The organism is Modestobacter sp. SYSU DS0290 (assembly GCF_054050955.1).
Genome location: NZ_JBJHAI010000027.1, coordinates 21,371 through 43,981, shown reverse-complemented (window position 1 = coordinate 43,981; position 22,611 = coordinate 21,371). Strand labels below are relative to the sequence as shown.

General features: G+C 73.7%; 19 protein-coding genes. 6 read left to right on the top strand and 13 right to left on the bottom strand.

What is annotated here, in order from left to right; all coding sequences use genetic code 11:
* Nucleotides 1-238 precede the first annotated feature (238 nt).
* Together ACI795_RS17835 and leuA are read left to right on the top strand one after the other, a co-directional pair.
* The gene (locus tag ACI795_RS17835; RefSeq protein ID WP_457076916.1) at nt 239-871 is read left to right on the top strand and encodes a helix-turn-helix domain-containing protein; all 633 of its coding nucleotides are present in this window, start codon (nt 239-241) and stop codon (nt 869-871) included.
* A gap of 212 nt (nt 872-1,083) precedes the next feature.
* Nucleotides 1,084-2,817 carry a 2-isopropylmalate synthase gene (gene leuA, locus ACI795_RS17830; RefSeq protein ID WP_457076915.1) on the top strand — a complete coding sequence of 578 codons (1,734 nt, stop codon included), beginning with the start codon at nt 1,084-1,086 and terminating at the stop codon, nt 2,815-2,817.
* Between the two features lie 90 nt (nt 2,818-2,907).
* On the opposite strand, the gene mnhG is transcribed toward leuA, so the two are convergent.
* The 8 genes from mnhG to ACI795_RS17790 all read right to left on the bottom strand — a co-directional run bounded on the left by mnhG (nt 2,908) and on the right by ACI795_RS17790 (nt 11,466).
* Nucleotides 2,908-3,411 carry a monovalent cation/H(+) antiporter subunit G gene (mnhG, locus tag ACI795_RS17825; RefSeq protein ID WP_457076914.1) on the bottom strand — a complete coding sequence of 168 codons (504 nt, stop codon included), beginning with the start codon at nt 3,409-3,411 and terminating at the stop codon, nt 2,908-2,910.
* Nucleotides 3,408-3,755, bottom strand: a complete 348-nt coding sequence (locus tag ACI795_RS17820; protein WP_457076913.1) for a monovalent cation/H+ antiporter complex subunit F — start codon at nt 3,753-3,755, stop codon at nt 3,408-3,410. Before ACI795_RS17820 ends, mnhG begins: the two co-directional genes overlap by 4 nt.
* Nucleotides 3,752-4,336 (bottom strand): Na+/H+ antiporter subunit E, encoded by a 585-nt coding sequence (locus tag ACI795_RS17815; protein ID WP_457076912.1) that lies wholly within the window; start codon nt 4,334-4,336, stop codon nt 3,752-3,754. Before ACI795_RS17815 ends, ACI795_RS17820 begins: the two co-directional genes overlap by 4 nt.
* Nucleotides 4,333-6,090: a Na+/H+ antiporter subunit D gene (locus ACI795_RS17810; RefSeq protein WP_457076911.1), complete on the bottom strand. Its 1,758-nt coding sequence runs from the start codon at nt 6,088-6,090 to the stop codon at nt 4,333-4,335. Before ACI795_RS17810 ends, ACI795_RS17815 begins: the two co-directional genes overlap by 4 nt.
* A complete protein-coding gene (locus ACI795_RS17805; protein WP_457076910.1) occupies nt 6,087-6,614 on the bottom strand; it encodes a Na(+)/H(+) antiporter subunit C in 528 nt (175 codons plus the stop codon). Before ACI795_RS17805 ends, ACI795_RS17810 begins: the two co-directional genes overlap by 4 nt.
* Nucleotides 6,611-9,499, bottom strand: coding sequence for a Na+/H+ antiporter subunit A (locus tag ACI795_RS17800; protein WP_457076909.1), 2,889 nt, complete (start codon nt 9,497-9,499; stop codon nt 6,611-6,613). The genes ACI795_RS17805 and ACI795_RS17800 overlap by 4 nt, the downstream gene beginning before the upstream one ends.
* Before the next feature lie 141 nt (nt 9,500-9,640).
* Nucleotides 9,641-10,300: a response regulator gene (locus tag ACI795_RS17795; protein ID WP_457076908.1), complete on the bottom strand. Its 660-nt coding sequence runs from the start codon at nt 10,298-10,300 to the stop codon at nt 9,641-9,643.
* On the bottom strand, nt 10,297-11,466 hold the full coding sequence (locus tag ACI795_RS17790; RefSeq protein ID WP_457076907.1) for a sensor histidine kinase: 1,170 nt from the start codon (nt 11,464-11,466) through the stop codon (nt 10,297-10,299). The genes ACI795_RS17795 and ACI795_RS17790 overlap by 4 nt, the downstream gene beginning before the upstream one ends.
* A 187-nt stretch (nt 11,467-11,653) precedes the next feature.
* Here ACI795_RS17790 and ACI795_RS17785 point away from each other — a divergent pair, with 187 nt between their 5' ends.
* Nucleotides 11,654-12,358, top strand: coding sequence for a hypothetical protein (locus tag ACI795_RS17785; RefSeq protein ID WP_457076906.1), 705 nt, complete (start codon nt 11,654-11,656; stop codon nt 12,356-12,358).
* A gap of 92 nt (nt 12,359-12,450) precedes the next feature.
* Here ACI795_RS17785 and ACI795_RS17780 read toward each other — a convergent pair whose 3' ends face one another.
* The 5 genes from ACI795_RS17780 to ACI795_RS17760 all read right to left on the bottom strand — a co-directional run bounded on the left by ACI795_RS17780 (nt 12,451) and on the right by ACI795_RS17760 (nt 18,966).
* Nucleotides 12,451-14,301 carry an ABC-F family ATP-binding cassette domain-containing protein gene (locus tag ACI795_RS17780; RefSeq protein ID WP_457076905.1) on the bottom strand — a complete coding sequence of 617 codons (1,851 nt, stop codon included), beginning with the start codon at nt 14,299-14,301 and terminating at the stop codon, nt 12,451-12,453.
* A 60-nt stretch (nt 14,302-14,361) separates the two neighbouring features.
* The gene (locus tag ACI795_RS17775; protein WP_457076904.1) at nt 14,362-15,249 is read right to left on the bottom strand and encodes a transglutaminase family protein; all 888 of its coding nucleotides are present in this window, start codon (nt 15,247-15,249) and stop codon (nt 14,362-14,364) included.
* Between the two features lie 3 nt (nt 15,250-15,252).
* Nucleotides 15,253-16,203, bottom strand: a complete 951-nt coding sequence (locus ACI795_RS17770) for an alpha-E domain-containing protein (protein ID WP_457076903.1) — start codon at nt 16,201-16,203, stop codon at nt 15,253-15,255.
* Nucleotides 16,197-17,816 carry a circularly permuted type 2 ATP-grasp protein gene (locus ACI795_RS17765; protein WP_457076902.1) on the bottom strand — a complete coding sequence of 540 codons (1,620 nt, stop codon included), beginning with the start codon at nt 17,814-17,816 and terminating at the stop codon, nt 16,197-16,199. Before ACI795_RS17765 ends, ACI795_RS17770 begins: the two co-directional genes overlap by 7 nt.
* A 121-nt stretch (nt 17,817-17,937) precedes the next feature.
* A complete protein-coding gene (locus tag ACI795_RS17760) occupies nt 17,938-18,966 on the bottom strand; it encodes a LacI family DNA-binding transcriptional regulator (protein ID WP_457076901.1) in 1,029 nt (342 codons plus the stop codon).
* A gap of 213 nt (nt 18,967-19,179) precedes the next feature.
* On the opposite strand from ACI795_RS17760, the gene ACI795_RS17755 reads away from it, so the two are divergent.
* The 3 genes from ACI795_RS17755 to ACI795_RS17745 all read left to right on the top strand — a co-directional run bounded on the left by ACI795_RS17755 (nt 19,180) and on the right by ACI795_RS17745 (nt 22,589).
* The gene (locus tag ACI795_RS17755; RefSeq protein ID WP_457076900.1) at nt 19,180-20,499 is read left to right on the top strand and encodes an ABC transporter substrate-binding protein; all 1,320 of its coding nucleotides are present in this window, start codon (nt 19,180-19,182) and stop codon (nt 20,497-20,499) included.
* A 182-nt stretch (nt 20,500-20,681) separates the two neighbouring features.
* The gene (locus ACI795_RS17750; RefSeq protein ID WP_457076899.1) at nt 20,682-21,665 is read left to right on the top strand and encodes a carbohydrate ABC transporter permease; all 984 of its coding nucleotides are present in this window, start codon (nt 20,682-20,684) and stop codon (nt 21,663-21,665) included.
* 9 nt (nt 21,666-21,674) lie between these two features.
* A complete protein-coding gene (locus tag ACI795_RS17745; protein WP_457076898.1) occupies nt 21,675-22,589 on the top strand; it encodes a carbohydrate ABC transporter permease in 915 nt (304 codons plus the stop codon).
* Nucleotides 22,590-22,611 lie beyond the last annotated feature (22 nt).

Below are 22,611 nucleotides of genomic sequence, written 5' to 3'. Positions count from 1 at the left end.
CCCCCCCCCCCCCCCCCCCCCCCCCCCCCCCCCCCCCCCCCCCCCCCCCCCCCCCCCCCCCCCCCCCCCCCCCCCCCCCCCCCCCCCCCCCCCCCCCCCCCCCCCCCCACGACTGTCCGCGGAGGAACACCCGGGGCGCGGTCTTCGAGGTCTGCCCACCCCCTGTGGGCAGAGCACGACCTTCCACAGATCACCGATCCGGCTCCCCCTCCGACGGCGGGGCCGCGACGCTGACGGCGTGACCGACTCCGCCCTGCCGGGCCTGCTGCGCCGGATCCGGCGGATGGGCGACCTCTCGCAGCGAGAGCTGGCCGAGCGCCTGAGGGTCTCGAAGTCCACGGTCGCCGCCGTCGAGTCCGGGGTGCGGGGGCTGGACGTCCGGGTGCTGGAGCGGGCCGCGCAGCTCGCCGGGTTGCGGCTGGCGGTGCTCGACGAGCGGGGCCGGGAGGCACCCGGCATGACCGACGCCGCTGTCCGGGACGGCGCCGGCCGCCTGTTCCCGGCCCACCTGGACACCCGCCACGGTGACGAGGACTGGTGGGGCGGTCCGCACCTGCCCCGGGCGACCCCGCCGCGCTACACCTTCAGCCGCGAGCGCCGGTACCGCGACCAGCGCCGGCGCAGCGGGGAGGCGCCGGACCACCACCTGCCGACACCGGGCGACTCGCTGCCCGAGCGGGCTCGGGCCCGCACCCAGGCAGCGGTCCGGCGCGCGGCCGAGGAGCGGCAGCGACGGTTCCTGGCCGGCGAGCGACCACCGCCGGCAGCCGACCCGGTCTGCACCTGCCCGCCCAGCTGCGACGCCCTCCTGGTCGCCGGCGACCGGTGGCCGCACGTCGCAGGCTGCCCGTGCCGGTGCGACATCGGCTGACCGACGCCCGGCCGCCCCGAGGGGGTGCCGGGCCGGGGCTCCGCTGCTACCGTCATCGACGTGCGCGGCAACCTCCTGCTTACCCGCCGCGGCGAGGCCCTCTCCTAGGTCGGCCCCCTCGCCGCGGTGTTCGCGCGTACCCGGCGCATGCTGACCTCACCGGAGCTGTTGCGCCGTCCGCGCACGACAGCCCGCGCACGAGGAGACCTCCCATGAGCGAGTCCCACCCGCACGCCCGCAACCCCCAGCGCCCCTCCGGGATGCCGATCGGCAAGTACGCGCCGTTCACCCCGGTCCCGCTGCCCGACCGCACCTGGCCGGAGAAGGTCACCACCCAGGCGCCGCGCTGGTGCGCGGTCGACCTGCGGGACGGCAACCAGGCCCTGATCGACCCGATGAGCCCCGAGCGCAAGCGGCGGATGTTCGAGCTGCTGGTCAGGATGGGCTACAAGGAGATCGAGGTCGGCTTCCCGGCGGCCAGCCAGACCGACTACGACTTCATCCGCCAGCTGGTCGAGGACGACCTGATCCCCGACGACGTCACCGTGCAGGTGCTCACCCAGGCCCGCGACGAGCTGATCGAGCGGACCTTCGAGTCCCTGCGCGGCGCCAAGCAGGCGATCGTGCACCTGTACAACTCGACCTCCACCCTGCAGCGACGGGTCGTGTTCGGCTCCGACCGGGCCGGGATCACCGACATCGCCGTCCACGGCGCGCGACTGGTGCGCAAGCTGGCCGAGCAGGCCGGGGACACCGAGATCCGCTTCGAGTACTCCCCCGAGTCCTTCACCGGGACCGAGCTGGAGTTCGCCGTCGAGGTCTGCAACGCGGTCACCGACGTGTGGGAGCCGACCGTCGACCGGCCGACGATCCTCAACCTGCCGGCGACGGTGGAGATGGCCGAGCCGACCGTCTACGCCGACCAGATCGAGTGGATGCACCGCAACCTGGCCCGCCGGGACGCCGTCGTGCTCTCCCTGCACCCGCACAACGACCGCGGGACCGCCGTGGCTGCGGCCGAGCTGGGCTACCGGGCCGGCGCAGACCGCATCGAGGGCTGCCTGTTCGGCAACGGCGAGCGCACCGGCAACGTCGACCTGGTCACCCTGGGGCTCAACCTGTTCAGCCAGGGCATCGACCCGCAGATCGACTTCTCCGACATCGACGAGATCCGCCGCACCGTCGAGCACTGCAACCAGCTCGGCGTGCACGAGCGGCACCCCTACGGCGGCGACCTGGTCTACACCGCGTTCTCCGGCTCCCACCAGGACGCGATCAACAAGGGCTTCAAGGCGCTGGCCGCCGACGCCGAGGCGGCCGGGAAGACCGTCGACGAGATCCCCTGGGCGGTCCCCTACCTGCCGATCGACCCCAAGGACGTCGGTCGCAGCTACGAGGCCGTCATCCGGGTGAACAGCCAGTCCGGCAAGGGCGGCGTCGCCTACATCATGAAGACCGAGAACCAGCTGGACCTGCCCCGGCGGCTGCAGATCGAGTTCAGCGCGGTCGTCCAGCGGCACACCGACGACGAGGGCGGCGAGGTCACCGCCCAGCAGATGTGGTCGGCGTTCACGAACGAGTACCTGCCCGACCCCGACGCCCCCTGGGGCCGGTTCACGCTCGCCGGTCACGAGCACACCGCCTCGGGCAGCGGCCCGGACGAGATCCGGGTCGAGCTGCTCGACGGCGGGGTGCCGGTGACCCTGCAGGGCCGGGGCAACGGCCCGATCGCCGCGTTCGTCGACGCGCTGAGCAGCGTGGACGTCGACGTCCGGGTGCTCGACTACGCCGAGCACGCGCTGTCGTCCGGCGGCGACGCCCGCGCCGCCTCCTACGTGGAGTGCGCCGTCGGCGAGCGGGTGCTGTGGGGCGTCGGGATCGACGCCAACATCGTCACCGCCTCACTGCGGGCGATCGTCTCCGCGGTCAACCGCGCCCAGCGCTGAGCGGGGCCGGCACGGTCGTCTGGCCGTGCCGGCCACCAGCCCGGCAGCGCGGTGCCCCGCGGAGGGCCGCGGCGCCGGTGGCCGGTCGCGTCAGCCGGTGCCGGTCGGGCGGGCGTCGTCGGGGCGGGCGTCGTCGTCGGGGCGGGCGTCATCGCCGGGCTCGGCACCGATGCCCGCCGTGCGGGTGCCCTCGGGCGCGTCCGCCGGTTGGTCGCCGGTCATGCCCTCCTCGCCGGCGCGCAGCTCCGCGCCGCGCTGGGCGTCCACGAGCTCGTCGACGATCAGCAGGTCCCGCCGGACGTGCCGGCGCCGGTAGGCGATCCGGCTGACCATGTGCGCGTTGACCGGAGCGGTGATCAGCTGGAACGCCGCGACCAGCAGCAGCATCCAGGTCGCCGACCAGCCGGTGAGCCGGATCGCCCCGCCCACCATGATCAGCAGGACGCCCATCACCTGCGGCTTGGTGCCGGCGTGCATCCGGGAGAGGACGTCGGGGAAGCGCAGCACGCCCAGCCCTGCGGTCAGGCAGAGGAAGGCGCCGACGAACAGCAGGGCCGCGGCGATCCAGTCGGGCACCGAGTCGAAGTCGTTCACGTCGCCGCCTCCCCGTTGCGCGGGTCGCCCTGCTCGACCCCGGGCGGGGCGAGCCCGCTCTCCTCGCCGTCGTCCACCGACGAGCGCATGAGCATGCCGCCGACGTACCGGGCCACCGCCACCGACCCGACGAACGCCAGCAGCGAGACGACCACCAGCACCGGCACGATCGTCGGGTCGCGCTGGAGGGCTGCGTAGAGGGCCAGCCCGGCTGTGATGATCACCAGCAGCGTGTCGGTGGCCACCACCCGGTCCAGGAGCGAGGGCCCCAGCGCGAGCCGGCCGATCGCCAGCAGCGCACCGACCCCGAGCATCGCGTACACCAGGAACGAGAAGACCGTCACCGCTGCACCTCCCGGGGTCCGGGGTCCGGGGTGCCCTCGCACGCCGGTTCCTCCTCGTCGAGGCGGGCGATGTCCTCGCTGGTGCCGAACGCGCGGACGATCCGGTCCTCCATCGTCAGGACCCCGGCGCGCTGCCGCTCGACGTCGTCCGCGTCGTCGACGTGCAGCAGGTGGATGCCCAGGGTCCGCCGCGGCCGGTCCAGGTCCAGCACGATCGACCCCGGGACCAGCGTCAGCGACTCGGCGATGAGGGTGAGCAGCAGGTCGGAGTCGGTGCGCAGCTGGACGGCGATGATCGCTCCCTGCTGCATCCCGCTGGGCCGGATCGCCTGCCACGCCACCTGGGCGCTGGAGACCGTGAGGTCCTTGAGGAAGTACCCGGCGAAGACCAGCAGGGCCAGCGGGTGCAGCCGCGCCCCGGCGACCACTGCGGGCAGCGGCAGCACGGTGGCCACCAGGCCCGCGACCAGGATGCCGGAGAGCAGGTTCGCCCAGGACCAGTTGCCCCACAGCAGGATCCAGATCAGCACCAGCCAGATCAGCGCGGGCAGCTGGTGCCGCAGCCGCAGTGCGCCGCTCACGGCCGGCCCTGCTCGCCGTAGACGGCCTCGATGTAGGGCGTGCGGTCCCGCAGGTCGGCGGCCGCCCGGGTGGTCATCCCGTACAGCGGGCCGGCGATCAGGGTGAGCCCGACGGTGAGGGCCACCATGACCGCGGTGGCTCCGGTCATCACCCCGGGCAGCGGCCGCAGGGACGGCGCCCGGTCCTCGTCGCCGCCACTGGGCTGGCCGTCGCCGCCCACGGGTCCCGCGGTCGCCACGGCGACGTGCCGTGCCCAGGCGCCCCGCCGGCCCGTCCGCCGGGCCGTGGTGGTGGAGGTCGCCCCGCCTGCCGGCCGGTCGACGTCCTCGGCCTCGTCGGTCGGCTCGTCGGCGCCCGGCGGCTCCTCCTCGGGACCGTCGTCCGGGCCGGCGTCCCGGGCCGCCGCGGCGGCGGAGTCCGCCGCCGCGGCCTGGGCCGGCGGACGCCAGAACGCCCGGGTCCAGACCCGGGACATCGCCACCAGGGTGAGCAGGCTGGTCACCACCGCGCCGCCCACCAGCAGGTAGGCCAGCCAGCCGCCGTCGGAGACCCCGGCGCCGAGCAGGCCCACCTTGCCGATGAACCCGGAGAACGGCGGGATCCCGGCCAGGTTCATCGCCGGGACGAAGAACAGCACCGCCAGCAGCGGGGACGCCGTGGCGAGCCCGCCCAGCCGGTCGACCGCCATCGTCCCGCCGCGTCGCTCGATCAGCCCGGCGACCAGGAACAGCGTCGTCTGGATGGCGATGTGGTGGACGACGTAGAAGATCGCGCCGGCCAGCCCCGCCGTCGACGCCAGCGCGATGCCGAAGACCATGTACCCGATGTGGCTGACCAGGGTGAAGGACAGCAGGCGCCGGATGTCGGACTGCGCGACGGCGCCGAGGATGCCGATCACCATCGTCGCCAGCGCGGCCCACATGAGCACGTCGTCCAGCGCGCCGTCGGGGAACAGCAGCGTCTGCGTCCGGATGATGGCGTAGACGCCGACCTTGGTGAGCAGCCCGGCGAAGACGGCGGTGACCGGCGCCGGCGCGGTCGGGTAGCTGTCGGGCAGCCAGGCCGAGAGCGGGAAGACCGCCGCCTTGATGCTGAAGGCGATCAGCAGCAGGCTGTGCAGCAGCAGCTGGGTGCCGTCGGGCAGGTCACCGAGCCGGCCGGCCAGCTGGGCCAGGTTGACCGTGCCGGTGGCGGCGTAGACCAGCGCGATCGAGGCCAGGAACAGCAGCGAGCTGAGCAGGCTGACCACGACGTAGGTGATGCCCGCGCGGATCCGCGGCGCCGAGCCGCCCATGGTGAGCAGCACGTAGCTGGAGGTCAGCAGCACCTCGAAGCCGACGTAGAGGTTGAACAGGTCGCCGGCCAGGAACGCGTAGCTCACGCCGGCGATGAGCACCAGGAACGTCGGGTGGAAGATCGACAGCGGGGTGTTCCGGTCGCCGTCGGCGGTGCCCTGCCCGACGGCGAACACCAGCACGCCCAGCCCCACCGTGCTGGCCACGACCAGCATCAGCGCCGAGAGCCGGTCGACCACGAGCATGATCGCCACCGGCACCGGCCAGTCGCCGACGGCGACCGCGGCGGCCCCGTCGGCGTCGGCGATCAGCAGCAGGGCGACCGACACGGCCACCACCGCGGTGAGCACGACGATGCTCACCGCTCGCTGCAGCGACGAGTGGCGGCCGACGAGGAGCGTGGCGGCCGCACCCAGCAGCGGGAGCAGCACCGGCAGGGGCGCGAGCTGGCCGATCACGTCTGGCCGCCGCGGGTCGGCGGGAGGGTGATGTCGTCGGAGGCGACGCCGGCGTACCGCTGGGCCAGGCGCTCCTCGACGTCGACGTCGGAGTGCAGGGCGTTCCCCTTCCCGGCCGGCCGGTCCTCCGTCGGGAGTTCGTCGGGGTCCATGTCGTCGGCGTCCATGCCCTCCCGGGTGGCGACCCGGCGGTCCTCCTCGTCGACCTCGATGACCTCCTGGCGGACCAGCTGCCAGGACCGGTGCACCACTGCCAGCAGGAAGGCGGTGACCCCGAAGGTGATCACGATCGCGGTGAGCACCAGCGCCTGCGGGAGCGGGTCGCTCATCTCCTCCGCCTCGGCGTACCCGAAGATCGGCGCCATGGCGGCCGCACCGCCGGCGGAGAGCACCAGCAGGTTCGTGGCGTTGCCCAGCAGGATGAACCCGAGGATCACCCGGGTCAGGCTGCGGTCCAGCAGCAGGTAGACGCCGGCGGCGTACAGCCCGCCGATCACGACCGGCAGCACGATGGTGGGGGTCATCGGATGATCACCTCGCCCTGAGCGGCGTCGACGGGGTCCTGCTCCTCCTCCTGGCGGTCCTGCTCCGCGCCGAGGCTGCGCAGGATGTCCAGCACCAGGCCGACCACGATCAGGTAGACGCCGATGTCGAAGAACAGCGCGGTCGGCAGGCTGGCGTGGCCGAGCACCGGCAGGTCGGCCTCCAGGTAGGCCGACTCCAGCACGTTCCCACCGAGCAGCAGCGCGGTGGCCCCGGTGCCGCCGGCCAGCAGCAGGCCGGCGCCCAGCAGCAGGCCCGGGTCGACCGGCGCCGCCTCACCGAGCTCGTAGCGGCCCCCCGCCAGGTAGCGGAGCACCAGGGCGAGCCCGGCCACGAGCCCACCGGCGAAGCCGCCACCGGGGTCGTTGTGGCCGGAGAACAGCAGGAACACGGAGAACACCACGATGGTGTGGAAGAGGAAGCGGGTGGCCACCTCCAGCACCACCGACCTGCGCTGCGGCGCCAGCGTCGAGGACGCCGACAGCCACCGGCGGCGGGGCGCCCGCCGCGCGTCGCTCCCGTCGCCTCCCGAGGTGTGCGCCTCGCCCGCCCGGTCGACGGCCCCGGTGCGGCGGCGCAGGAAGACCAGGCTGGCCACCCCGGTGGCGGCCACGACCAGCACCGACAGCTCGCCCAGGGTGTCCCAGGCGCGGATGTCGACGAGGATCACGTTGACCACGTTCTGCCCGTGCCCCTCCTCGAGCGCCAGCTCGGGGATGTCGGCGGAGACGGGGCTGGCCGTGCGGGCGCTGAGCGCCGCGGCGCCCACCCCGGCCATGACCACCCCGACGCAGACGGCGATCACCGCACGCGCCGTGCGCTCGGCGGGCCGGTGCCGGTCGCCGATGTCCTTGGGCAGCTTGCGCAGCACCAGCACGAAGACGACGAGGCTCAGCGTCTCCACCAGGAACTGGGTGAGGGCCAGGTCCGGTGCACCGTGCAGCACGAACATCAGCGCCAGGCCGTACCCGGTGACCCCGACGGCGAGCACCGCCGACAACCGCTGCCGGATCCGCAGCGTCAGCGCCGCTGCGATCAGGATGATCGCGCCGACCAGCGCCTGCAGCGGGGTGTCCCAGGCGCGCCACTCGTCCGGCCACGGGGTGCGGGTCAGCAGCACCCCGCCGGGCAGCAGCAGGACGACCACCAGGATGGTGCCCAGGTAGGTGGGCAGCGACCCGCGCTGCGTCGTCCCGGTGACTCCGACGGCGAGCCGGTCGAGGCCCTGCAGGGTGTTCCAGTAGCCCTCGTCGGCGGAGGCCCCGACGGCCAGCCGGTGCTGGAGCCGGGTGAACCGGGAGCGCAGGGCGAAGATCGCTGCGCCCCCGAGGAGGGTGACCGCGGAGAGCGCGAGCGCGGGCTGCAGGCCGTGCCAGAGGGCGAGGTGCTCGGCCTCCGGCGCGATCAGCGGCAGCGTCTCCGCGTAGCGCACCACCAGGTGGTCCAGCAGCGGGCTGGCCGGGCCGGCGGCGAGCCCGGCGAGCGCGAGCACGGCCGGCGCGGCGAGGAACAGCGGTCCGGGGTGGTGCTCCAGCTCCTCCGGCGCGGTCTCCGGCAGGCCCGGCTTGCGGGCGAAGGCGCCCCACAGGAAGCGGGCGCAGTACGCGGCGGTGAACACCGACCCGAGCACCAGCCCGACCAGGACGACGACGGCGCTGAGCCGGTCGGGCAGGCCGCCGTCCCACAGCGCGGTGAACGCCGCCTCCTTGCCCACGAAGCCCAGGAACGGGGGCAGCCCGACCAGGCTGGCCGCGGCCAGCGTGCCGATCCCGGCGAGCACCGGCATCCGGCGTCCCAGCCCGGAGAGCAGCCGCAGGTCGCGGACCCCGGTGGCGTGGTCGACCACCCCGACGGTGAGGAACAGCGTCGACTTGCTCAGCGCGTGCGCGACGGTCATCGCCACCCCGGCGGCGGCCAGCTCCTCGCTGCCGGCCCCGACCATGGTGATCAGGAAGCCCAGCTGGCTGACCGTGCTGAAGGCCAGCAGCAGCTTGAGGTCGTTCTGCCGCAGCGAGCGCCAGCCACCGATCAGCATGGTGGTCACGCCCAGGCCCAGCACGATCGGCCGCCAGCCGGGCACGTCGGCGAAGCCGGGGGCCAGCCGGGCGACCAGGTAGATGCCGGCCTTCACCATCGCTGCGGCGTGCAGGTAGGCGCTGACCGGGGTGGGCGCCTCCATGGCGGCCGGCAGCCAGAAGTGGAAGGGCACCATCGCCGACTTGGTCACCGCACCGGCCAGGACCAGCACCATGCCGGCCACCAGCACCGGGCCGCTGCCCGGGTCGGCCACGATCACCGACAGCAGCCGGCTGCCGCTGGCCGAGGAGATCAGCAGCAGCCCGACCAGCATGGCCAGGCCGCCGGCGGTGGTGAGCAGCAGCGCCTGGCTGGCCGCTCGCCGTCCGGCCAGCTTGCCGCCCGACCCACCGATCAGCAGGAACGAGAAGACGGTGGTGAGCTCCCAGAAGACGTAGAGCACCAGCACGTCGTCGGCGAGCACCAGGCCGAGCATCGAGCCGGCGAAGGCGGTCATCACCCCGGCGAACCGGCCCACGCCCTCGTCGTCGGGCTCGAAGTAGCGGGCGCAGTAGACCAGCACCAGCGCACCGACCCCGGTGACCAGGGCCGCGAAGGTCAGCGACAGGGCGTCCAGCCGCAGGGCGATCTGCAGGTCCAGCGCCGGGATCCAGGAGACGGTCTCGCGGACCTCCCCCCCGCCGACGACCGTGCCCAGCCGGGTCAGCACCCAGCCGAAGGCCGCGCCCGGGACCAGCGCCAACGCCAGGAACGCCTGGCGCCCCCACCAGCGGACCAGCAGCGGCGCGGCGACCGCGGCGACGAGGTGGAGGAGCAGCAGCAGGCCCAACGGGTCCCTTCCGGTCGTCGTCGGCCGGGCGTGCGGAGCACGCACCTCGGTTCGGCGCGATCGATTCGTTGCGTCCCATCTTCCCGGGAGGTTCCCGTCCCGGCGACTCGGCGCGATCTTCCCGTGACCGGGGACGGCGGGTCACCGTCCGGGGGTGACCAGTCCGCTCTCGTAGGCGAACGCGACGGCCTGCACCCGGTCCCGCAGCCCGAGCTTGAGCAGCACCCGGCTGACGTGCGTCTTCACCGTCGCCTCCCCCAGGTACAGGCGGCCGGCGATCTCGGCGTTGGAGAGCCCGGCGGCCACCAGGGCCAGCACGTCGGTCTCCCGTTCGGTGAGCTGCGCCAGGGCGGCCGCGCGCACCGGGTCGGGGGCCGGAGCGGTCGCGAAGGACTCGATGACCCGGAGGGTGACCGCCGGGTCCAGCAGGCCGCCGCCGTCGGCGACCGTGCGCACCGCGGCCACCAGGTCCTCCGGCGGGGCGACCTTGAGCAGGAACCCGCTCACCCCGGCCCGCAGCGCGGCGCCCACGTACTCGTCCTCGTCGAAGGTCGTCAGCACCACCACGCGCGTGGGCAGCCCGGCGGCGATGATCCGGCGGGCCGCCTCCAGCCCGTCGACGCCGGGCATCCGGACGTCGAGCAGGACGACGTCGGGGCGCAGTGCGGTGACCACCCGCACGCCCTCCGCGCCGTCGGCCGCCTCCCCCACCACCTCGACGTCCGGCTCGGCGGCGAGCACCATGCGCAGGCCGGTACGCACCATGGCCTGGTCGTCGACCAGCACCACGCGGATGGTCACCCGGTCACCGCCGGGGTGCGGGCGGCGCTCACCGGGAAGCTGGCCCGCACCCGGTAGCCCCCACCCCGGACCGGGCCGACCTCCAGGCTGCCGCCGGCGACCGCGACCCGCTCCCGCATGTGCAGCTGCCCGAAGCCGCCCGGGGCGGCCTCCTCGCCGGCGGCGCGCATCCGGGGCCGGCCGTCGTCGGTCACCGTCACCGTCACCCGGTCGGGCCGCCAGGCGAGCTCGACCCGGGTCGCGGCCGCCCCGGCGTGCCGGACGACGTTGGACAGCGCCTCCTGCACCACCCGGACGGCGGAGACGTCGACCAACTGCGGGAGCGGCACCGGGTCGCCGGTGACCTGCAGCTCGACCGGCACGCCGCCGGCCCGCAGCTCGTCCACCACCGCCGCCAGGCGGGTCAGCGACGGCTGCGGCGCCGGGTCCGCGCCGGTCTGCTCGCGGAGCACGCCGACCACCCGGCGCATCTCCTCGACCGCCTCGCGCCCGAGCCGCTCCAGGCCGAGCAGCACCTGCTGCGCCTCCGGCTGGTCGGGGAGCAGGCGGCGCAGGCCGCCCATCTGCAGCACCATCACGCTCACCGAGTGGGCCACCGAGTCGTGCACCTCGCGGGCGATCCGGGCCCGCTCGGCCACCGCCGCCGCCGTCGCCACCGTCTCCTGCTGGGCGGCCAGCCGGGCGGCCAGCACCTCCAGCTCGCGGGAACGCTGCCGGGACTGCCGCACGAGCTGGCCCGCGCCCCACGCCACCCCGGTGACCAGCAGGTAGAAGAAGCCCTCCCACGGCGACGGGGAGAACAGCAGCCCCGCGACCAGCACCACCAGCGTCGACGCCACCGCCACCAGCACGCCCCGTCGCACCGCCAGCACCGCCGCCGCGTGCCCGACCAGGACGGCCATGCCGATCAGCTGCGCGCCGCCCGGCCCGGGAGCACCGAGGGCGAAGTTCCCCAGCACGGTGCACGAGCCGAGCAGCGCCGTCGCCGCGGGCCAGCGCGGGCAGCAGGCCAGCAGCAGCCCCACCGCCAGGCCCGGCAGCGCCAGCGCCAGCTCCTGGCGGAAGAAGGTGTCGATCGCCGACTCCAGCACCGCCATGCCGCCGATCAGCAGCCCCACCGCCGGCCAGGCCCAGCGGCCGGCGGAGCGGAGGTCCCAGCGCGGCATGCGAGCACGGTAGGGCTCTGCGGACGGGCCGGACATCCCCCGCGCGACGGAGCCGCCGGGGCCGCCGGTCCGCCGTGCGGCGGAGCCCGGTCGGTGCCTGCGGACGGACGTGGGCGACGCCCCGCCGTCCCTAGCTTTCTCGCCGGCACCGCGACGAGACGGTGCAGACCCGATCCGAGGACGGACGATGACCACCCAGCTCCCCATCCCCACCGGCCGGCCCGCCCCCGCGGCCGACCGGCCCGCCCGCAGCGCCGCCGCCCGGCTGCTGCCGATCGCCGGCGGCGCGCTGATCGCCGGCCCACTGCTCTACGTCGCGGGCATGGCGACCTCGCCGACGGCCGACTCGATGGCCCCGGCCGACTACATCGCCTCCCTCGCCCGGGACGAGGGGCAGACGGCGCTCTCGGCGCTGCTGCTGCACTACGGGAACCTGGTGCTGGCACTGGCCTGGCTGGCGGCGCCGGCTCTCGTCCGGGGTCGCCGGGGCGGCGGGCTCACCCTGGTCGGCAGCCTGCTCTCGGCCCTCGGGCTGGTGAGCGTGACGGGACTGGTGCTCTCGGACTTCTGGACCGGCGCCGTCGGCCGCGAGCTCGACCCGGCGACGGCGGAGTCGCTGTTCACCGCGGTCGAGGGCTCGGCCGGGATGGGGATCGTCGGCACGCTGACGCTGCTCGGCCTGATCGGCCCGGTCGTGGTGCTGGCCGGGCTGGCGCGGGCCGGGGTGACCGGCTGGTGGCTGCTGGTCCCGGCGGTCGCCTCCCTGGCGCTGTCGATGGCGTTCCCGTTCCAGCCGCTGCTGTTCGCGGCGTTCGCCCTGGTGGGTGCGGTGCCCACCGTCGTCGTCGGGCTCCGGCTGCTGCAGCGCTCGCGGGCCGAGCGATCCGCCTGAAGCCGCCGTCCTGGCCCACCCCCCGTGCTCCTGGCTCACCTCCTGCGGTGAGCCAGGAGCACGCACGATCAGGTCACTGATCCCGGGCGCGGTCAGCCCTCGGCGATCTCCGCCGCGGCCAGCCAGTCGGTCTCGACCTGCTCCTTCTCCGCCTGCACCGCCCGCAGCTGGGCGTCCAGCTCGGCGGCCTTCGCGTAGTCGGCCGCGGCCGCCGCCAGCTGCTCGTGCAGCTTCTTCTCGTCGGCGTCGAGCTTGAGCATCCGGCGCTCCAGGCGGGAGGCCTCCTTGCGGGCAGCCCGGGAGTCCGCCGCGCTGTGGGCAGGCGCCGAGGTGCTGCCGACCGGCGCCGCCGACCCGGACCCGGGCAGCGCCGCCTCCCCGGCGGCGCGGCGCCGCAGGTACTCCTCCACCCCGCCGGGCAGCGCGGCCAGCGAGCCGTCGCCCATCAGCGCGACCACCGAGTCGCAGACCCGGTCGACGAAGTACCGGTCGTGGCTGACCACCAGCACGGTGCCGGCGAACCCGTCGAGCAGGTCCTCCAGCGCGGTGAGGGTGTCGATGTCCAGGTCGTTGGTCGGCTCGTCCAGGATCAGCACGTTCGGCTCGCCCATCAGCAGCCGGAGCAGCTGCAGCCGCCGGCGCTCACCACCGGACAGGTCACCGACCGGCGTCCACTGCCGGTTGGCGGCGAAACCGAAGCGCTCGGCCAGCGTGGAGGCCGAGATCTCCTGGTTCCCGATGCGCGCGATCCGGGCGACGTCCTGCACCGCCTCGAGCACCCGCTGGCGCGGGTCCAGCTCGGTGACGTGCTGGGACAGGTAGGCCGCCGACACCGTCTGGCCGACGACGACCCGCCCGGCGTCCGGCTGCGCCTCGCCGACCAGCAGCTTGAGCAGCGACGTCTTGCCCGCGCCGTTCACCCCGACGATGCCGATCCGGTCCCCGGGGCCGACGTGCCAGGTCAGGTCGCGGAACAGCGTCCGCTCCCGTGGCCCCTGGGGGTCGGCCGGACCGGCCGGGTCCTCGGCGTCGTCGCCGCGGCCGCGCACCGTGTAGGTCACGTCCTCGACGTCGTAGACGGTCTTGCCGAGTCGCCGGGCGGCGAAGCCGGCCAGCGCCATCGTGTCGCGGGCGGGCGGCTCGTCGGCGATCAACGCCTGGGCCGCCTCGATCCGGAACTTCGGCTTGCTGGTGCGCGCCGGCGGGCCACGGCGCAGCCAGGCCAGTTCCTTGCGCACCAGGTTGAGCCTGCGCTCCTCGGTGACGTTGGCGATCCGGGCCCGCTCGGCCCGGGCCAGCGTGTAGGCCGAGTAGCCGCCCTCGTAGGCGTGCACGCCGCCGTCGGCGACCTCCCACGTGGTGGTGGAGACCTCGTCGAGGAACCACCGGTCGTGGGTGACGACCAGCAGGCCACCGCTGCGGGCCTTGACGTACTCGGCCAGCCAGGCGACGCCCTCGACGTCGAGGTGGTTGGTCGGCTCGTCGAGCACCAGCAGGTCCAGCGGGCGGATCAGCTGGGCGGCCAGCGCCACCCGGCGCCGCTCGCCGCCGGACATCGGGGCGACCGGGGAGTCCAGCCCCATCCGGTCGAGCTCCAGGCCGGTCAGCACCGAGCGGACGGCGGGGTCGCCGGCCCACTCGTGCTCGGCGGCGAACCGGGAGGCGGGCAGCACGACGTCGCGCACCGTCGTCCCGGGCGGGAGGGTGCCGGACTGGTCGAGCACGCCCATCGCCAGGTCCCCGCGGCGGGTGACCCGGCCGGAGTCGGGCTCGTCGACGCCGGTCAGCACCCGGAGCAGGGTGGACTTGCCGCCCCCGTTCCGACCGACGATGCCGATCCGCTCACCGGCGGCGACGCCCAGGGAGACGTCGTCGAGGATCACCGTCGTGCCGTGGGCCTTCGACACCCGTTCCAGGTTGACCAGGTTCAGGGGTGCGCTCATCGCGGTCCAGCATCCCAGGTCGCCGGCCGGGACCTGACGCGGAGGCCGGTGACCCGGCAGCTAGGCCAGGCGGGTGACCTCCACCGTCACCGTCGAGCCCTCGCTGGCCGGGCCGGAGAAGATGCCCTTCAGCGGCGGGACGTCGGCGTAGTCGCGCCCCCGGCCCAAGGTGACGTGCCGCGGCCCGATCTCCACCGAGTTGGTCGGGTCGTAGCCGGACCACCCGCCGTCCCACCACTCCACCCAGGCGTGGCTCTCCCCGGTCACCGCCTGGCCGACACCGGCGTCGGGCACGGGGTGCAGGTACCCGGAGACGTAGCGGGCCGGCAGCCCCAGCGCCCGCAGCAGGCCGATCGACACGTGCGAGATGTCCTGGCAGACGCCCAACCCGCGCGTCCACGCCTGCATGGCGTTGGTCTTCACGTTGGTCGCGCCGGACAGGTACTCGATGTGCTCACGGACGAACCGGCACACCACGTGCCCGGCCTCGCGCGGCCCGGCGTCACCGACCGCGGCGCGCACCTCCCGGACCACCGGCGGGTCCATCGCGGTCAGCGTCGTGGGCCGCAGCATCTCGCCGAACCGGTCGAGCACCTCCGGCGTCGCCAGCTCCGCCCAGCCCACCGGATCGGGCAGGTGCGGCTCCGGCCCGGCCTCGACCACCGACGTCGCGGTGACCACCAGCTCGGTGTGCGGGCCGTGCAGGTCGAAGGCGGTGACCGTGGAGCCCCAGTAGTCGCGGTAGACGAGCACCGAGGCGGCCGGCTCGATCTCCACCCGTGAACGCAGCGTCGTCTGCCGGGTGCTGTTCTCCGGCGTCATCCGCGCCTCGTTGTACGACGAGCGCACCGGCCCGCCGTAGCGGAAGGCGCTGCGGTGCACGATCTGCAGCCGCCACCGGTCGGCACCGACCCGGGTCGGGACGAGCTGCGCCTGAGACTGGGTCATGACTCAGACCGCCCCCTCGGGCACCCACACCTGGGGCGCCTGCTCGGTGAAGAACCGGCTGGTGACGGCCTCGCTGGCGGTGGAGCTCATCCGCTGCAGCTCGTCGAGGCGGGCCGGCAGGGTCGCCAGGATCTCGTCGGTCTGCATGAACTCCAGCATCGTCCGGGCCCGGCCCACGATGCGGTGCGCCTCGCCGGCCACGCCGACCCGGTGCCCCTCGCGCACGTTGGCCCGCTCCAGCTCGGCCAGGCACCCCTCGGCCTGCTCCAGCGCGGCGAAGACCGAGCGGGGGAAGAGCCGGTCCAGCAGCAGGAACTCCGCGGCCCGGCTGGAGTTCACCGCGCCGCGGTAGGTGCGCAGGTAGGGCTCGTAGGCGCCGGTGGAGCGCAGCACCAGCGTCCAGGACGGCGCCGAGTCACCGGCCAGCACGCGGGTGGAGAGCATCCGGGAGGTCATGTCCACCCGCTCCAGCGACCGGCCGAGGATCAGGAACAGCCAGCTCTCGTCGCGGCTCATCGTCGCGTCGGCCAGCCCGAACACCATCGCCGAGCGCTCGCGGACGAACCGGAACAGCGAGTGCGGCCCGTAGCGGCGGGCCATCGTGCGCTGCTGGGGAAGTGCGTTGTGCGTGACGTTCAGCGACTCCCAGATCTCCGCCGACAGCACCTCGCGGGCGCCGCGGGCGTTCTCCCGGGCCGCCGACAGCGCGCCGACGATCGAGCTGGGGCTGGCCCGGTCGAAGGCGAGAGTGGCCAGCACCCGCTCGGTGTCGGCCTCGGACTCCTGGCAGGGGGCGCCCATCAGCGCGAGCAGGTTGGCGCAGGCCCGGCGCTCGTCGATCCACGGGTCCTCGACCAGGCGCTGGGTGTGCACGTCGAGGATGCGGGCGGTGTCGTCGGCCCGCTCCACGTAGCGGCCGATCCAGAACAGCGACTCCGCGATCCGGCTCAGCACGGCGCCCCCTCGTCCCGGGCAGAGATGGCCATTTCTGCCCCTTGCTGCTGCTGTTGGGACTGGGCGAGCGCGTTGTCGTTGCGCGGGCCGGGGTCCTGCGCGGGCGGGTCGGCCGGCAGGTCGGCGGTGGTGAACTCGATCCTGGTGACGTCGTGCTCGGGCGTCGGTTCGGCGGCCGGCCGGGGCGGGGTGATCACCCAGGTGTCCTTCGAGCCGCCGCCCTGGCTGGAGTTCACCACCAGCTCGCCCTCCGGCAGCGCCACCCGGGTCAGCCCACCGGGCAGCACCCAGACGTCGGAGCCGTCGTTGACCGCGAAGGGCCGCAGGTCGACGTGGCGCGGGGCGATCCGGCCGTTGATCAGCGTGGGCGACGTCGACAGCCCGATCGGTTTCTGCGCGATCCAGTCCCGCGGCGCGGCGCGGACCTCGGCGGCCAGTTCGGTCAGCGTCCGCTCGTCGGCGCGCGGACCGATGACGATGCCCGTGCCGCCGGAACCGTCGACCGGCTTGAGCACCAGCTGATCGAGGTTCCCCAGCACCCACTCGACCACGTCGGGCTCGTCGAGCCGGTGGGTCTCGGCGTTGGCCAGCACCGGCTCCTCGGCCAGGTAGTACCGGATCAGGTCGGGCACCCAGGTGTAGAGCAGCTTGTCGTCGGCGACGCCGTTGCCCACCGCGTTGGCGATGGTGACCCGCCCGGCGCGGGCCGCGTTCAGCACCCCGGCGCAGCCGATCACCGAGTCCGACCGGAAGTGCACCGGGTCGAGGAACTCGTCGTCGATCCGGCGGTAGATGACGTCGACGCGCTGCTGCCCGTCCGTCGTCCGCATGCTCACCTGCCCACCGGAGCAGACCAGGTCCCGGCCCTCGACCAGCTCGACCCCCATCTGGCGGGCGAGCAGGGCGTGCTCGAAGTAGGCGGAGTTGTAGACGCCCGGGGTGAGCAGCACGACCGTCGGGTCGGCGACCGACGGCGGGGCGGAGGCCTTCAGCGCGGCCAGCAGCCGGCCCGGGTAGTCCGAGACCGGCAGGATCCGGTGGTCGGCGAACAGCTCGGGCAGCACCTGGCTCATCGCCGCCCGGTTGGTGATCACGTAGCTGACCCCCGACGGGGAGCGGAGGTTGTCCTCCAGCACCCGGAAGTCGCCGGCCTCGTCGCGCACCAGGTCGATGCCGCTGACGTGCACCCGGACGCCGTTGGGCGGCACCAGCCCGTGCGCGGCCCGGTGGAAGTGGGCGCTAGTGGTGACCACGCTGCGCGGCACGACCCCGTCGGCGAACACCTGACCGGCGCCGTAGACGTCGGAGAGGAACGCCTCCAGCGCGTGCACCCGCTGGGCCACCCCGCGCTCGATCACCGACCACTCCCCCGCGCCGATCACCCGCGGGACGATGTCCAGCGGGAACGGCTGCTCCTCACCGGCGTGCGCGAAGGTGACCCCGGCGTCGCGGTAGGTCTGGGAGAGGACGTCGGCGCGGGCGGCGAGCTCCTCCCCCGACATCGGCTGCAGGGAGGCGAACAACCCGGTGTACGGCGGGCGCGGTTGCGACGGTGCGGCGAACATCTCGTCCCACTGCTGCCCGAGGGGGTAGCCGTCGAAGAGGTCCGCCATGCGACGAACCTAGACACGACGTGTGTCCCACGCGTTTCGACGCCCGGCGACCGGAGGGAACGGCCCCTCTGCAGGGGCCCGCGCCGAGCTCGCGAGGCGTGGGGGGCAGCGGGGTCCTTCTTCAGGCGGAGGCCCGGCGGACCAGCCGGGTCGGCAGGACCCGGGACCCCACGGGCTCCCCCCCGCCCTCGATCTGGCGCAGCAGCAGCTCGGTCAGCAGCGGGCTCATGTCGCCCAGCGGCTGGGCGACCGTGGTCAGCGGGGGGTCGCAGGTCGCGGCCACGGCGGCGTCGTCGAAGCCCACGACGGCGACGTCCTCGGGCACCCGGCGACCTGCCGCCCGCAGGGTCCGCAGCGCACCGACGGCCATCGGGTCGGAGGCGACGAAGACCGCGTCCAGGTCGGGGGCGTCCTCGAGCAGCTCGGCCATCGCCCGGGCACCGCCGGCCTCGGTGAAGTCGCCCTCCGCCACCATCCGGGGAGCGGCCTCGACACCGGCCGCCTGCAGCGCCGCCCGCCAGCCGTGCAGCCGGTCCACGCCGGCGATCATGTCCAGCGGGCCGGTGACCGTGCCGATCCGGCGCCGGCCGATGTCGACCAGGTGCCGGGTGGCCAACTCCGCGCCGCCCCGGTTGTCGGCGTCGACGTAGGGCACGTCCCGGCCGTCGAAGGGCCGGCCGCACAGCACCAGCGGGACGCCGGCCTCGTCGAGGATGTCCGGCAGCGGGTCGTCGCTGTGCACGGACATCAGGATCACGCCGTCGACGTGGCCCTGCCGGGCGTAGCGGCCGATCTTCTGCTGCTCACGCTCGTCCTGGGCGGTCAGCAGCACCAGGTTCAGGTCGGTGTCGGCGAGCGTCGCCGAGACACCGCGCACGATGCTGGCGAAGAAGGGGTCGCTGAACACCTGGGTGTTGGGCTCGTTGAGCACCAGTGCGATGGTGTCGGTGCGCCGGGTGACCAGGCTGCGGGCCATCCGGTTGGGGACGTAGCGCAGCTGGGCGACCGCCGAACGCACCGCCTCGCGCGCCGCCGGGCTGACCCGGGGCGAGTCGTTGATGACCCGGGACACCGTCGCGCGGGACACCCCGGCGAGCACTGCCACCTCGTCCAGCGTCGGGGACGCCGGGCGCGCGCTCGTGTCGGTCATGGCGCTCCAGTGCTCGGGTGACGCCCCACCCGGCGCCCGCTCCATGGTGCCTGGTGAGAGCGCTTTCCCACACCCCGGGGCCGTGTCCCAACCGTTACTTGACAGTCCTGAGTGACCCACACCACTCTGTGTCGCACGGCCGTGAGAGCGTTCTCACACCCTGCAGCGGCGGTGCATCGGAGCACCTGCCCCGGGGTCTCCCCAGGAGGTCACATGTCCCGTTCCACGCGAGGCAAGGCGGTGTTCGGGGCGGCGCTCGCCGCAGCCCTGCTGACCGCCGGTTGCGGCGGTTCCGGCGGCTCGAGCGCCAGCGCCGAGGACTACGACCCGGACGCCCCCGTCACCTTGACGGTCGGCACGTTCGGCACCATGGACTTCGACAACGCGGGGCTCTACGAGGAGTACATGGAGCTCCACCCGAACGTCACGATCAAGCAGAACAACGTGGCCCAGTCCGCGGCCTACTACAAGTCGCTGCAGACCCGGCTGGCCGCCAACTCCGGCCTCGACGACATCCAGGCCCTGGAGATCGGGTTCATCGCCGACGTCGTGCGCAACCACTCCGACGCGTTCGTCGACTGGAGCCAGGAGGAGAACGCCGACGAGCTGGAGGGCAACTTCTACGACTGGAAGTGGGGCCAGGCCTCCACCTCGGACGGCGCCACCATCGCCCTCGGCACCGACACCGGCCCGCAGGCCATGTGCTACCGCAAGGACCTCTTCGAGCAGGCCGGCCTGCCCACTGAGCGCGAGGAGGTCGGGCAGCTGTGGACCAGCTGGGACGACTACCTCGAGACCGCGCGCCAGTACAAGTCCACGGCCGGCGCCGCCTTCGTCGACAGCCCGGCGAGCATCTTCTCCTCCTCCGTCTACCAGGGCGACGTCGCCTACAACGACGAGGACGGCAACCCCATCCCGGAGGAGAGCGACGGCGTCGAGACCGCCTGGGGCTACGCCAGCCAGGCCGCCGCGGAGGGGCTGACCGCCAACCTCAGCCAGTTCGGTGACGAGTGGAACGCCGCGTTCTCCAACGGTGCCTTCGCCACCATCGCCTGCCCGGCCTGGATGCTCGGCTACATCAACTCCCAGATGGGTGACGCCGGCGCCGGCCTGTGGGACATCGCCCCGCTGCCGGGTGCCGCCGAGTCGGGCAGCAACTGGGGCGGCTCGTTCCTGGCCGTCCCGGCCGATGGCCCGAACGTCGAGGCCGCCAAGGACCTGGTCGAGTGGCTGACCGCGCCGGAGCAGCAGGTGACGATGTTCACCGAGGCGGCGCACTTCCCCTCCAGCGAGCAGGCCGCGTCGGACCCCGCCGTGCAGGGTGCGGTGAACGAGTACTTCAGCGGCGCCCCCACCGGGGAGATCTTCGGTGAGTCGGCGGCCAGCATCCGCCGCACGCCGATCGGCCCGTACGACACCCAGATCCAGGAGGCGTTCACCACGGCGCTGACGGACATCGCCACCCGCGGCACCAGCCCCGACGCGGCGTTCGAGGACGCGCTGAAGGCAGCCCAGCAGGCGATCGGCGGCTGAGCCCCGCTCGGCACGCCCACCCGGACGCGGTGCCCGGGAGCGTCCCCCGCTCCCGGGCACCTGCTCCGGCCCCCGGCCGCACCGGCCGGCGGGCCCGGATGCACCGGCCGGCCCGGTCCCCGACCGGGCCCCCTCGCCGGCCTCACCGCCCGAACCGCGCACCCGACCGTCAGGACCCCTGGATGACCATCGCGAGTGGCACCGTCCGTGAGGCGGCCATCGCCGCACCCCCACCCGACCGGGCGGCTCCCCCGGCCCGTCCGCGCAGGCGGCGGCAGCTGACCCGCAACCGCTGGGGCTACGCCTACGTCGCCCCGTTCTTCCTCGTCTTCGCCGCCTTCAGCCTGTACCCGTTCCTGTACACCGCCTGGGTGTCGCTGCACCGGACGAGCCTGTCGAACATCAACGGCGGTGAGTTCGTCGGCCTGGAGAACTACCGCGAGCTGCTGCAGAGCGAGTTCTTCTGGAACGCCGCCCGCAACACCCTCACCATCGGGATCCTCTCCACGGTCCCGCAGCTGTGCATGGCCCTCGGCCTGGCCCACCTGCTGAACTACAAGCTCCGCGGGCGCACCTTCTTCCGCACCGTGATGCTGATGCCCTACGCGACCAGCATCGCCGCCGCGACCCTGGTCTTCGCCCAGCTCTTCGGCCGCGACTACGGCCTGATCAACACCGCGCTGGAGGCCGTGGGCCTGTCCCGGATCGACTGGGAGGGCGGTACCTGGAGCAGCCAGATCGCGATCGCCGTGATCGTCACCTGGCGCTGGACCGGCTACAACGCGCTGATCTACCTGGCCGCGATGCAGTCGATCCCCGGCGAGCTGTACGAGGCCGCGGAGATCGACGGGGCGAGCAAGTGGAAGCAGTTCCTCCACGTGACGATCCCGTCCCTGCGCCCGACCATCCTGTTCACCATCGTCATCTCCACGATCGGCGCGGTGCAGCTGTTCGGCGAGCCCCTGCTGTTCGCCGGCAACGGCACGACCAGCGGTGGCTCCGCGGGCCAGTACCAGACCCTGGGCCTGCTGATGTACCAGCAGGGCTGGACCAACTTCCACATCGGGCAGGCGGCCACCACCGCCTGGGCGATGTTCCTGATCATCCTGGTGATCGTGGGGGTCAACGCCGTGATCGGCCGCCTCCGCTCCCGGGCCGAGCGGTAGGAGGCCGGCATGGCGACCATCGCCCTCCCGGGTACGGAGAACACCCCCCCGTCCAGGACCGCCACCGAGGCGCCGACGGCCCGCCGGCGCAGGCGCTCCGGCGGCAAGAACACCAAGGCCGGCCCGGTCACCTACACCCTGCTGACCCTCTCGGCGCTGGTGTCGATCTTCCCGCTGTACTGGACCCTGGTGGCCGGCTCGCACACCAACGCGGAGATCGCGGCGACCCCGCCGCCGTTCCTGCCCAACGCCAGCTTCTTCGAGAACATGCGGCTGGCGCTGGACCAGGCGCCGATCGGGCTGGCCATCGTCAACTCGGTGATCGTCTCCAGCGCGATCACCATCGGCACGGTGCTGTTCTGCACGCTGGCCGGGTTCGCCTTCGCCAAGCTGCAGTTCCGCGGCCGTGGGCTGCTGCTGGCCCTGGTGATCGGCACGATGATGGTGCCCACCCAGCTCGCGGTGATCCCGCTGTTCATGATGATCGCCGAGCTGCAGTGGGTGAACCAGCTGCAGGCGGTCATCCTGCCCACGCTGGTCAGCGCCTTCGGCGTCTTCTTCATGCGCCAGTTCCTGATCTCCGCGCTGCCCAACGAGCTGCTGGAGGCCGGCCGGGTCGACGGTGCGTCGACCTTCCGGATCTTCCGGTCGATCGTGCTGCCGGTGGCCCGCCCGGCGATGGCCGTGCTGGCGATGCTCACGTTCCTCACCGCCTGGAACGAGTTCTTCTGGCCGATCATCGCGCTGACCACCGCCAACCCGACCGTCCAGGTCGCGCTGGCGGGGCTGGGCTCCGGCTACGTCCCGCAGCGCGCGGTGATCATGGCCGGCACCCTGCTGGGCACCCTGCCGGTGCTCATCGTCTTCGCGATCCTCGGCAAGCAGATCGTCGGCGGCATCATGCAGGGCGCGGTGAAGGGATGACCGGCGCCCACCTCCCGACCTC

Coding starts and splice junctions, on each gene's coding strand:
- leuA (WP_457076915.1), top strand. CDS start 1,084: ATGAGCGAGTCCCACCCGCACGCCCGCAACCCCCAGCGCCCCTCCGGG.
- ACI795_RS17805 (WP_457076910.1), bottom strand. CDS start 6,614: ATGACCCCCACCATCGTGCTGCCGGTCGTGATCGGCGGGCTGTACGCC.
- ACI795_RS17790 (WP_457076907.1), bottom strand. CDS start 11,466: ATGCCGCGCTGGGACCTCCGCTCCGCCGGCCGCTGGGCCTGGCCGGCG.
- ACI795_RS17785 (WP_457076906.1), top strand. CDS start 11,654: ATGACCACCCAGCTCCCCATCCCCACCGGCCGGCCCGCCCCCGCGGCC.
- ACI795_RS17780 (WP_457076905.1), bottom strand. CDS start 14,301: ATGAGCGCACCCCTGAACCTGGTCAACCTGGAACGGGTGTCGAAGGCC.
- ACI795_RS17775 (WP_457076904.1), bottom strand. CDS start 15,249: ATGACCCAGTCTCAGGCGCAGCTCGTCCCGACCCGGGTCGGTGCCGAC.
- ACI795_RS17765 (WP_457076902.1), bottom strand. CDS start 17,816: ATGGCGGACCTCTTCGACGGCTACCCCCTCGGGCAGCAGTGGGACGAG.
- ACI795_RS17760 (WP_457076901.1), bottom strand. CDS start 18,966: ATGACCGACACGAGCGCGCGCCCGGCGTCCCCGACGCTGGACGAGGTG.
- ACI795_RS17755 (WP_457076900.1), top strand. CDS start 19,180: ATGTCCCGTTCCACGCGAGGCAAGGCGGTGTTCGGGGCGGCGCTCGCC.
- ACI795_RS17750 (WP_457076899.1), top strand. CDS start 20,682: ATGACCATCGCGAGTGGCACCGTCCGTGAGGCGGCCATCGCCGCACCC.
- ACI795_RS17745 (WP_457076898.1), top strand. CDS start 21,675: ATGGCGACCATCGCCCTCCCGGGTACGGAGAACACCCCCCCGTCCAGG.